Raw genomic sequence first — 11,529 nt, 5'->3', positions numbered from 1 at the left:
TTCTGAAACTCGCAAGACTTAGCGACGCAGACCCAGACGCTCGATCAGCGCGGTGTAGCGTGCAACATCTTTACGCTTCAGGTAGTCGAGCAGTTTACGACGCTGAGAAACCATGCGCAGCAGACCACGACGGCTGTGGTGATCTTTTTTGTGCTCTGCAAAGTGACCCTGCAGGTGGTTAATCTGTGCAGTCAGCAGTGCAACCTGAACTTCGGTAGAACCGCTGTCGTTAGTACCACGACCAAACTCAGAAACGATTTTAGCTTTAGCTTCAACGCTTAGAGACATTTTCAAACTCCAAAGTATAAAAAATGTAAGGGTGCCGATCTCTAATTCAGCGACCCCATGTACGCCCCGCAGATTGTTAAACAATTTACCGGGCGTTAAGCGGCGATATTCTACTCGTCTCCCCTGCTTATCGCAAGGTGAGGCGTAATCACCGTCACGCGTCGACCGGATATTCGACGACCAGACGACGCGGCGCAACGCGCCCTTCACCGTCCATTTCGCCCATACCGATGAATTTCCCTTCGTCACCTTCCGTCACGCGTACCAGTCCATCCAGCGGCGCATCCGTCGTACGAACCGGGTTTCCGTTCTTAAAGTAAACGGACGATGTTAAAGGAAGATTAACGATCGGGAAGTCCGCTGCCGGACTGTCCATTGGCATCAGCAGTGGATCCAGCAAATCTGCTGGTTCCACTCCCTGCGCTTGTGCCTGCTCAGCCAGCGCGCGCAGCTGCTCAAGCGTCACCATGCGTTCCACCGGATATTTACTGACCGCCAGACGACGCAGGTAGATCACATGCGCGCCGCAGCCCAGCTTTTCACCCAGGTCGTCGATGATGGTGCGAATATAGGTCCCTTTCGAACAGTGGACTTCCAGCTCCAGTTCGTCACCTTCGTGGCGAATGAACAGCAGCTCATACACGGTTATCGGACGCGCTTCGCGCGGGACGTCAATTCCCTGGCGCGCATATTCGTAGAGCTTCTTGCCCTGATATTTCAGCGCCGAATACATCGACGGCACCTGCATCGTGTCTCCGCGGAAGCTCTCCAGGGCCGCATCAAGCTGTTCGGCGCTGAAGGTCACCGGGCGCTCTTCCACCACCTGACCATCCGCGTCGGAGGTATCCGTACGCTGGCCCAGCTTAGCGATAACGCGGTAGCGTTTATCGGAATCGAGCAGGTACTGGGAAAACTTTGTCGCTTCACCCAGGCAAATCGGCAGCATGCCGGTCGCCAGCGGATCCAGTGCGCCGGTGTGGCCCGCACGGTTAGCGTTATAAATACGCTTCACTTTTTGCAGCACGTCGTTGCTGGATGCACCCTGTGGTTTATCCAGCAGCAGCACGCCATGCACGTCGCGACCGCGACGACGAGGACGACTCATCAGTCCTCCTTGCTGTCGTCCGTCGGGTTAACACGACGTTCGTCGTCATGTTTCACCACGCTGGTCACCAGGTTGGACATGCGCATACCTTCGACCAGCGAGTTGTCGTAGAAGAAGGTCAGCTCGGGAACAATACGCAGGCGCATCGCTTTGCCGAGCAGAGAGCGGATGAAACCAGAGGCTTCCTGCAGTGCTTTAATGCCGTTCTTCACCGCCGCTTCGTCCTGATCGTTCAGGAAGGTCACGAACACTTTGGCATAGGCCAGGTCACGAGACATTTCCACGCCAGAGACGGTGGTCATCATACCGATACGCGGGTCTTTGATTTCGCGTTGCAGGATGAGAGCGATCTCTTTCTGCATCTCCTGCGCCACGCGCTGTGGGCGACCAAATTCTTTCGCCATAATAAATTCTCCAGACAAAAAAGGGGCTAAAAGCCCCTTTTAAAATTATTGCCGGGTGGCACGAGGCGATCCCGGCCTACATATGGACTTATCCCTAAGGATTAGTCGATGCTGCGTTGGATCTCGATGATTTCGAACACTTCGATCATATCGCCAACGCGAACGTCGTTGTAGTTCTTAACGCCGATACCACATTCCATGCCGTTACGGACTTCGTTAACGTCATCTTTGAAGCGGCGCAGGGATTCCAGCTCGCCTTCGTAGATAACCACGTTGTCACGCAGTACGCGGATTGGGTTGTGACGCTTGATGGTACCTTCGGTAACCATACAGCCCGCGATCGCACCGAATTTCGGTGATTTGAACACGTCACGCACTTCAGCCAGACCGATGATCTGCTGTTTCAGCTCAGGAGACAGCATACCGCTCATCGCGGCTTTCACTTCGTCGATCAGGTTATAGATGACGGAGTAGTAGCGCAGATCCAGGCTTTCCGCTTCGATCACGCGGCGAGCAGATGCATCAGCACGCACGTTGAAGCCAACCAGGATAGCGTTGGATGCCGCAGCCAGGGTTGCGTCGGTTTCGGTGATACCACCTACGCCAGAACCGATGATCTTCACTTTCACTTCGTCGGTAGACAGTTTCAGCAAGGAGTCGGAGATCGCTTCCACAGAACCCTGAACGTCTGCTTTCAGAACGACGTTCACTTCGTGAACTTCGCCTTCAGCCATGTTCGCAAACATGTTCTCAAGTTTAGATTTCTGCTGACGCGCCAGCTTAACTTCACGGAATTTGCCCTGACGATACAGTGCCACTTCACGCGCTTTCTTCTCGTCACGCACAACGGTCACTTCATCACCGGCAGCCGGAACACCGGACAGACCCAGGATTTCCACTGGAATGGACGGACCTGCTTCCAGCACTTCCTGGCCCAGTTCGTTACGCATCGCACGAACGCGACCGTATTCGAAGCCACACAGAACGATGTCGCCCTTGTTCAGCGTACCTTCGCGAACCAGAACCGTTGCAACCGGACCACGACCTTTATCCAGGAAGGATTCGATTACCGCACCGCTCGCCATACCTTTACGAACGGCTTTCAGCTCCAGAACTTCGGCCTGAAGCAGGATAGCGTTCAGCAGGTCGTCGATACCAGTACCCGCTTTTGCAGATACAGGGATGAACTGCGCTTCGCCGCCCCACTCTTCCGGCATAACGCCGTACTGAGACAGTTCGTTCTTCACGCGGTCCAGATCGGCTTCTGGCTTATCGATTTTGTTGACCGCAACAACCAGAGGCACCTGCGCCGCTTTCGCGTGCTGGATAGCTTCAATGGTCTGTGGCATAACGCCATCGTCTGCTGCAACAACCAGTACAACGATATCCGTAGCCTGAGCACCACGAGCACGCATTGAGGTGAACGCTGCGTGGCCTGGGGTATCCAGGAAGGTGATCATGCCGTTTTCGGTTTCTACGTGGTAAGCACCGATGTGCTGGGTAATACCACCCGCTTCGCCGGAGGCAACTTTCGTAGAACGAATGTAGTCGAGCAGAGAGGTTTTACCGTGGTCAACGTGACCCATGATGGTCACAACCGGTGCACGCGGTTCAGCCGCAGCGCCAGTGTCACGGTCGCTCATTACTGCTTCTTCCAGCTCGTTTTCACGACGCAGGATAACTTTGTGGCCCATCTCTTCGGCAACCAGCTGTGCGGTTTCCTGGTCGATAACCTGGTTGATGGTCGCCATTGCGCCCAGCTTCATCATCGCTTTGATGACCTGAGAGCCTTTAACCGCCATCTTGTTCGCCAGATCGCCAACGGTGATGGTTTCGCCAATCACGACGTCACGGTTAACCGCCTGAGCTGGCTTCTGGAAGCCCTGCTGCAGAGAAGAACCTTTACGCTTGCCGCCTTTACCACCGCGAACCGCTGCACGAGCTTCTTCGCGGTCAGCTTTAGATTCAGCGTGTTTGTTACCTTTCTTAGCCGGACGCGCGGCTTTTGCATTACGACCACGGCCACGGCCGCCTTCTACTTCACGGTCGTTATCATCTTCAGCCTGACGCGCATGCTGAGAAGTGGTCACGTGATAGTCGCTGGTGTCTTCAGTCGGTTCAGCGGTATTCACGCCATTCTTCTCGTTTTCTTCTGCCATACGGCGCGCTTCTTCAGCGACGCGGCGAGCTTCTTCTTCCAGCTTACGGCGGGCTTCTTCTTCCGCTTTACGCTTCAGCTCGGCAGCTTCATTTTCACGGCGGGCTTTTTCAGCCTGGGCGGTTTTGGTCATTTCGTCTGTCTGTTGATTGCTCACTTTGTCTTTTTCCGCAGCGTCACGCTTCACTTTATCACTGGCGTCGCGTTTCGCTTTTTCTGCGGCCTCACGTTCAGCTTTTAATTCTGCTTCACGTTTGGCGGCTGCTTCCGCCTCACGCTGAGCTTGTTCTTCCGCTTCACGCTGTGCCTGCTCTTCCGCGGCAAGGCGTTCTGCCTCTTGCGGATCACGTTTTACAAAGGTGCGCGTCTTGCGGACTTCAATTTGTACCGATTTGCTTTTGCCACCGGTACCAGGAATGTTTAACGTGCTGCGCGTTTTGCGCTGCAGCGTTAACTTGTCAGGCGTAGAACCGTGTTCGCGGTTCAGGTGCGTTAACAAGGTTTGTTTTTCTTGCGCGGTCACCGAGTCATCAGCGGACTTCGGGATCCCTGCATCAGCAAATTGCTGTACCAGGCGGTCCACGGAGGTCTGAATCTCAGCAGCCAGCGATTTTACAGTTACATCAGTCATGCTGTTCCTTCCTGCTACAGTTTATTACGCTTCGTCGCCGAACCAGCAAATATTACGTGCGGCCATGATGAGTTCGCCGGCTTTCTCGTCGGTTAAACCTTCGATATCGGCCAGGTCATCAACGCCTTGCTCAGCGAGATCTTCCAGCGTACAAACACCACGGGCAGCCAGCTTGAACGCAATCGCACGATCAAGACCTTCCAGATTCAGCAGGTCATCAGCCGGCTTCTTATCGCCAAGGCTTTCTTCCTGAGCCAGTGCCAGGGTGGTCAGTGCGTTTTTAGCGCGTTCACGCAGGGCTTCAACGGTTGGCTCATCCAGACCGTCAATTTCCAGCAGCTCTTTCATTGGCACATAGGCCAGTTCTTCCAGCGTAGAGAAACCTTCTTCTACCAGAACAGTGGCGAAGTCTTCGTCAATGTCGAGGTATTTGGTGAAGGTATCGATCGCCGCATGGGCTTCAGCCTGATGCTTAGCCTGCAGGTCATCAACGGTCATGACGTTGAGTTCCCAGCCGCTCAGCTGTGACGCCAGGCGTACGTTCTGACCGTTACGGCCAATCGCCTGCGCCAGGTTGCCCGCTTCAACAGCGATATCCATGGTGTGTTTGTCTTCGTCAACAACGATAGACGCGACATCAGCCGGAGCCATTGCGTTGATCACGAACTGCGCCGGGTTGTCGTCCCACAGAACGATATCAATACGCTCGCCGCCCAGTTCGGTAGAAACCGCCTGAACACGCGCGCCGCGCATACCGACGCAAGCACCGACCGGGTCGATACGCTTGTCGTTGGTTTTCACCGCGATTTTCGCACGGGAACCCGGATCGCGAGCCGCCGCTTTGATCTCGATAACTTCTTCGCCGATTTCCGGCACTTCGATACGGAACAGTTCAACCAGCATTTCTGGTTTAGAACGGGTCACGAACAGCTGTGCACCACGCGCTTCAGGGCGCACGGCGTACAGAACACCACGAATACGGTCGCCCGGGCGGAAGTTTTCACGCGGCAGCATGTCTTCACGCAGGATCACGGCTTCAGCGTTGCCCGGCATCCCTTCGGATTTAATTTCCAGAGAGATGTTGTCACGGTTCACTTTCTTCACCACGCCAGTGATGATTTCGCCTTCCTGATCGCGGAACTGATCGACAACCAGCGCGCGCTCGGCTTCGCGCACCTTCTGCACGATAACCTGCTTAGCGGTCTGGGTGGTGATACGGTCGAAGGTAACAGATTCAATCTGATCTTCAACGTAGTCACCCACGTTCAGACTTTCGTCTTCAAAACGTGCCGCTTCCAGGGTGATCTCTTTGGTCGGCTGGGTCACTTCTTCAACGATTACCCAACGACGGAATGTATCGAAGTCACCGCTTTTACGATCGATTTCTACGCGAACATCGATCTCTTGTTCGTATTTTTTCTTGGTTGCTGTAGCCAGTGCACTTTCCAGCGCTTCGAAAATTTTCTCACGCGGCAGTGATTTCTCATTGGAGACGGCTTCAACAACAGCCAAAATTTCTTTGTTCATCGCGGGCTTTTCACCTCAATCCAGACTGTTAAAAGTGGGGAACCAGGTTCGCCTTCTGGATATTACTCAGCGCGAACACTTCATCTTTGCCTTCGACTGTTACCGTGATCATTTCACCATCAACGGCTTTGATAATTCCCTGCCATTTACGGCGGTTCTGTACGGCCATACGCAGAACGAGAGCCACTTCTTCACCGGTAAAGCGCACATAGTGCTCGGCCGTGAACATCGGGCGATCCAGGCCAGGTGAGGAAACTTCCAGGTTGTACGCAACGGTAATCGGGTCTTCAACATCAAGAACCGCACTCACCTGGTGGCTGACATCAGCACAATCATCAACATTGATGCCATCTTCACTATCAATATAGATGCGCAGCGTCGATGTACGGCCGCGAACGAATTCGATGCCGACCAGTTCGTAGCCCAGTGCTTCGACCGGTGCAGTAATCATCTCTGTTAATTTTTGCTCTAATGTGGACAAGCCCACCCCCAAGACATAAAAAAAGGGCGTAAAGCCCAGTTATTCTGTAGTCAGATAACAAAAAACCCCGATAAATCGGGGCTTTAGATAACTGAACCCTATAGCCACAACTGTGGCCTGGAACACTCTCCGAAAGAATTTTTTCAAATCCAGCTACGAAGGCTCTAAGTCTTCACAGTATATTTGAAAAAGAACTTTATGGGAAAGTGGTTGCGGGGGCCGGATTTGAACCGACGACCTTCGGGTTATGAGCCCGACGAGCTACCAGGCTGCTCCACCCCGCGCCTGAAACGTGGCAAATTCTACGCGTTTTGGACAGAATTTGCAAATAATGCTGGGATTTGGTACCGAAGACGGGACGTAAAATCGGCGTTTAGTATATTGATAGTTGACCCCACCTGTCAACCCAGCTTCCGCCAGAGAGAACAGACCAAATTTTTTACAAAAAACGCATGAGTCTCTTCCGGTATTCGATAAAAGATGATTAAATGAATACTCACTTATTTTGCATAAAAATGCACAAGAGAACGAAAGCGGTCTCTAATCAGTCAATCAAGCAGGGTTTTATTCTATGACGACGATTCTCAAGCATCTTCCGGTAGGACAACGTATTGGCATCGCTTTCTCAGGCGGCCTGGATACCAGCGCTGCACTGCTGTGGATGCGCCAGAAGGGAGCGGTTCCGTATGCATATACTGCGAACCTGGGTCAGCCGGATGAGGACGATTACGATGCTATTCCTCGTCGCGCTAAAGAGTATGGCGCAGAAAACGCGCGACTGATTGACTGCCGTAAGCAACTGGTTGCTGAAGGTATCGCCGCTATTCAGTGCGGTGCGTTCCATAACACCACGGGCGGCCTGACCTATTTCAACACCACCCCGCTGGGTCGTGCCGTCACCGGCACCATGCTGGTTGCCGCCATGAAAGAAGATGGCGTGAACATCTGGGGTGACGGCAGCACCTATAAAGGTAACGATATCGAACGTTTCTATCGTTATGGCCTGCTGACCAACGCGGAACTGCAGATCTACAAGCCGTGGCTGGACACCGACTTCATCGACGAGCTGGGTGGTCGTCATGAGATGTCTGAGTTTATGATTGCCTGCGGCTTTGACTACAAAATGTCCGTTGAGAAAGCCTACTCTACCGACTCCAACATGCTGGGCGCGACGCACGAAGCGAAGGACCTGGAGTTCCTGAACTCCAGCGTGAAGATCGTTAACCCGATCATGGGCGTGAAGTTCTGGGACGAGAGCGTGAAGATCCCGGCAGAAGAAGTGACCGTTCGTTTCGAACGTGGTCATCCGGTTGCCCTGAACGGTAAGACCTTCTCTGACGACGTTGAACTGATGCTGGAAGCAAACCGCATCGGCGGCCGTCACGGTCTGGGCATGAGCGATCAGATTGAAAACCGTATCATCGAAGCGAAAAGCCGCGGCATCTATGAAGCTCCGGGGATGGCGCTGCTGCACATCGCTTACGAGCGTCTGCTGACCGGTATTCACAACGAAGACACCATCGAGCAGTATCACTCTCATGGTCGTCAACTGGGCAAACTGCTGTATCAGGGTCGCTGGTTCGATCCGCAGGCGCTGATGCTGCGTGACGCGCTGCAGCGTTGGGTAGCGAGCGCGATCACCGGTGAAGTGACGCTGGAACTGCGTCGTGGTAACGACTACTCCATTCTTAACACCGTGTCGGACAACCTGACCTATAAAGCCGAGCGTCTGACCATGGAAAAAGGTGAGTCTGTGTTTTCTCCGGACGACCGTATTGGTCAGTTGACCATGCGTAACCTGGACATCACCGATACCCGTGAGAAGCTGTTCAACTACGTTGAGAATGGTCTGCTCTCCGCGAATTCCGGTAACGGCCTGCCGCAGGTTGAAAACCTGGAGAATAGCGATAAGAAGTAATCGCTGATGTAACATGCAAAAGGCGCCCAATGGGCGCCTTTTTGTTTGGCTTTTGTAGGGCGGGTAAGCGCAGCGCCACCCGCCATTTTGCCCGGTGGCGCTGCGCTTACCGGGCCTACGAACGGCAAAAACTAAAGACGAAAAAAAAGACGCCTTTCGACGTCTTTCTTCTGGAATATTGGTACCGAGGATGGGACTCGAACCCACAAGCCCGTTAGGGCACTACCACCTCAAGGTAGCGTGTCTACCAATTCCACCACCTCGGTACGGAATACTTACTGCGGGATATCGCTGGTTGGCTTAGCCGGTGCAGCTGGCTGAGTCTGCTCAGTTTTTGCTGGCGCGCTCAGGTTTTCCCACTCGCTTCCTTTGCTGGTCTTGTTGCTGTTGATATTGCCCAGCACCAGACTGATGATGAAGAACAGCGTAGCCAGAATCGCCGTCGTGCGGGTCATGAAGTTCGCAGAACCACTTGAACCGAACAGCGTACCGGAAGCGCCTGCTCCGAAGGAGGCTCCCATATCAGCGCCTTTACCTTGCTGCAGCATAATCAGCGCTACGAGAGCGATGGCTACAATAAGGAAAATAACTAAAAGAGCTTCGTACATAATCAACCTGTTCCTTGCGGATTTGCCGCATACCAATGCTTCGACCAATTAGCAGGATTTCTGTTTCCCACTGAAGCGGGTGTGAATACTAACCAAAGCGAATCACCTTCGCAAGGGCATTTTCGACGCATTGTATCAACTGCGGAAAAAAACAGCAAAAAGCCATTAATTGCTTAAAACAAAGGCGGCAAACGCCGCCTTTTTAAACATTTAGCATGCAAGATTATGCAGCTTTTACGGCATCCGCAATACGGTGCGCAAATTCGGTGACCTGCGCTTCGTCTTCGCCTTCCACCATCACGCGGATCAGTGGTTCGGTACCGGACTTACGCAGCAGCACGCGTCCACGGCTGCCCAGGGCCGCTTCAACCTCAGCCATCACCGCTTTCACGTTGTCATTTTCCAGCGGATCGCCTTTACCCGCAGTGAAACGCACGTTCACCAGGATCTGCGGGAACATTTTCATCCCGCTGCACAGATCGTGCAGGCTCATATGGTTGCGCGCCATCGCGGCAACCACCTGAAGCGCGGCAACAATGCCGTCACCGGTAGTGGTTTTGTCGAGCAGGATCACGTGGCCGGAGTTCTCAGCACCAATGCGCCAGCCCTTCTCCTGCAGCTTTTCCAGCACGTAGCGGTCGCCCACTTTCGCGCGAACAAACGGAATACCGAGCTGTTTCAGCGCCAGCTCCAGACCCATGTTGCTCATCAACGTCCCAACCGCGCCGCCGCGCAGCTGCCCCTGGCGCAGGCCTTCACGGGCAATGATGTAGAGGATCTGATCGCCGTCGACTTTATTACCTTCGTGGTCAACCATGATCACGCGGTCACCGTCGCCGTCCAGGGCAATACCCAGATCGGCTTTTTCCGCCAGCACGCGCGCCTGCAGGGCGCGCACGTCCGTCGCCCCGACTTCTTCGTTAATATTCAGACCATCCGGCTCGCAGCCGATGGCGATCACTTTCGCACCCAGCTCGCGGAAGACATTCGGCGCGATGTGATAGGTCGCACCGTTCGCACAGTCCACCACAATTTTAAGATGCGCCAGGCTCAGCTCGTTCGGGAAGGTGCCTTTGCAGAATTCGATATAACGACCCGCCGCATCGACGATACGGTTCGCTTTACCCAGCTCGGCGGAATCAACACAGGTGATCTCTTTTTCCATTTCGGCTTCAATGGCCTCTTCCACTTCGTCCGGCAGCTTAGTGCCGTCAATGGAGAAGAACTTGATGCCGTTGTCGTAGAACGGGTTATGAGACGCCGAGATCACAATTCCCGCTTCCGCGCGGAAGGTGCGCGTAAGGTAGGCAACAGCAGGCGTTGGCATTGGGCCAGTAAAAGAGGCTGAAAGCCCTGCAGCCGCCAGACCCGCTTCCAACGCAGATTCCAGCATATAGCCCGAAATACGGGTATCTTTACCAATAATGATCTTACGTGAGCCATGACGCGCCAGCACCTTGCCGGCAGCCCAGCCGAGCTTCAGAACAAAATCAGGGGTAATTGGAGCATCGCCTACGCGCCCACGGATACCATCGGTACCAAAATACTTACGATTACTCATAGCGTTTGTTTTCCTTCGCTGCCAGTGTGGCTTCCACCACACGCATGGCTTCTACTGTTTCTTTGACGTCATGGACACGGATAATGTGCGCGCCTTGCATCGCCGCAATTACCGCGCAGGCCAGGCTGCCACTCAGGCGCTCGCTCGGTCCTACATTCAGCAATTGACCAATCATCGACTTTCTCGACATACCCACCAGCAGCGGCAGACCAAAGTGATGAAATTCCGATAAGCGCGCAAGCAACGCATAATTGTGTGAGAGATTTTTACCGAAACCGAACCCCGGGTCGAGCAGCAATTTCTCTTTTGCGATACCTGCACGCTCACAGCGTTCAATATGCTCAATAAAGAAGCGATTCACGTCGGCAAAGACATCATCATACTTCGGCGCTTCCTGCATGGTTTTCGGTTGCCCCTGCATGTGCATCAGGCATACCGGCAGGCCGGTTTCTGCAGCGGCCTCGATCGCACCCGGTTCGGTCAGCGAGCGGATATCATTGATAATGTGAGCGCCCACTCTCGCCACTTCACGGATCACTTCTGGTTTGGACGTGTCGACGGAGATCCACACCTCGAAACGTTGCGCGATTGCCTCAACCACCGGCACCACGCGCGCCAGCTCTTCTTCCACCGAAACATCTGCCGCGCCGGGACGCGTCGATTCACCGCCCACATCAATGATGGTGGCACCCGCGTTGATCATTAGATTTGCGTGCTTAACCGCGTCGATAAGCGTGTTATGCGTGCCGCCGTCAGAGAAGGAGTCAGGGGTAACATTCAGGATCCCCATCACGTGCGGATGTGAAAGATCGAGATGCGTGTCCTGGGCGAAGAGTTTCATGGTTAAA

10 protein-coding genes and 2 tRNA genes are annotated in these 11,529 nt (G+C 53.9%); 1 reads left to right on the top strand and 11 read right to left on the bottom strand.

The window, feature by feature from the left end:
• Window positions 1–18 precede the first annotated feature (18 nt).
• The 7 genes from rpsO to IM299_RS05295 all read right to left on the bottom strand — a co-directional run bounded on the left by rpsO (window position 19) and on the right by IM299_RS05295 (window position 6,878).
• A complete protein-coding gene (gene rpsO, locus IM299_RS05325) occupies window positions 19–288 on the bottom strand; it encodes a 30S ribosomal protein S15 (RefSeq protein ID WP_003861789.1) in 270 nt (89 codons plus the stop codon).
• Between the two features lie 154 nt (window positions 289–442).
• Window positions 443–1,393, bottom strand: a complete 951-nt coding sequence (truB, locus tag IM299_RS05320) for a tRNA pseudouridine(55) synthase TruB (RefSeq protein ID WP_028014548.1) — start codon at window positions 1,391–1,393, stop codon at window positions 443–445.
• Entirely contained in the window at window positions 1,393–1,797 is a 405-nt protein-coding gene (gene rbfA, locus IM299_RS05315) for a 30S ribosome-binding factor RbfA (RefSeq protein ID WP_041907887.1), read from the bottom strand. The genes truB and rbfA overlap by 1 nt, the downstream gene beginning before the upstream one ends.
• 101 nt (window positions 1,798–1,898) lie before the next feature.
• Window positions 1,899–4,586, bottom strand: a complete 2,688-nt coding sequence (infB, locus tag IM299_RS05310) for a translation initiation factor IF-2 (protein ID WP_041907885.1) — start codon at window positions 4,584–4,586, stop codon at window positions 1,899–1,901.
• Between the two features lie 24 nt (window positions 4,587–4,610).
• Complete coding sequence (gene nusA, locus IM299_RS05305) at window positions 4,611–6,113, bottom strand: transcription termination factor NusA (RefSeq protein ID WP_014885374.1); 1,503 nt, start codon at window positions 6,111–6,113, stop codon at window positions 4,611–4,613.
• Window positions 6,114–6,141: 28 nt separating this feature from the next.
• A complete protein-coding gene (gene rimP / locus IM299_RS05300; RefSeq protein WP_014833432.1) occupies window positions 6,142–6,594 on the bottom strand; it encodes a ribosome maturation factor RimP in 453 nt (150 codons plus the stop codon).
• Between the two features lie 207 nt (window positions 6,595–6,801).
• Window positions 6,802–6,878 (bottom strand) — tRNA-Met (locus tag IM299_RS05295).
• A 287-nt stretch (window positions 6,879–7,165) separates the two neighbouring features.
• Here IM299_RS05295 and argG point away from each other — a divergent pair.
• Window positions 7,166–8,512: an argininosuccinate synthase gene (argG, locus tag IM299_RS05290; protein ID WP_028014551.1), complete on the top strand. Its 1,347-nt coding sequence runs from the start codon at window positions 7,166–7,168 to the stop codon at window positions 8,510–8,512.
• Between the two features lie 179 nt (window positions 8,513–8,691).
• Here argG and IM299_RS05285 read toward each other — a convergent pair.
• The 4 genes from IM299_RS05285 to folP form a co-directional block, all read right to left on the bottom strand.
• Window positions 8,692–8,778 (bottom strand) — tRNA-Leu (locus IM299_RS05285).
• Between the two features lie 9 nt (window positions 8,779–8,787).
• Window positions 8,788–9,120: a preprotein translocase subunit SecG gene (gene secG, locus IM299_RS05280; RefSeq protein ID WP_003861803.1), complete on the bottom strand. Its 333-nt coding sequence runs from the start codon at window positions 9,118–9,120 to the stop codon at window positions 8,788–8,790.
• A gap of 223 nt (window positions 9,121–9,343) precedes the next feature.
• Entirely contained in the window at window positions 9,344–10,681 is a 1,338-nt protein-coding gene (gene glmM / locus IM299_RS05275) for a phosphoglucosamine mutase (protein WP_041907881.1), read from the bottom strand.
• Window positions 10,674–11,522, bottom strand: a complete 849-nt coding sequence (gene folP, locus IM299_RS05270; RefSeq protein WP_045630725.1) for a dihydropteroate synthase — start codon at window positions 11,520–11,522, stop codon at window positions 10,674–10,676. Before folP ends, glmM begins: the two co-directional genes overlap by 8 nt.
• Window positions 11,523–11,529 lie beyond the last annotated feature (7 nt).

Source organism: Enterobacter cloacae complex sp. P47BA, assembly GCF_014930485.1.
Taxonomy (GTDB): domain Bacteria; phylum Pseudomonadota; class Gammaproteobacteria; order Enterobacterales; family Enterobacteriaceae; genus Enterobacter; species Enterobacter bugandensis.
The sequence above is the reverse complement of the archived record's forward strand: the minus strand, read 5'-3'. Positions and strand labels throughout refer to the sequence as shown.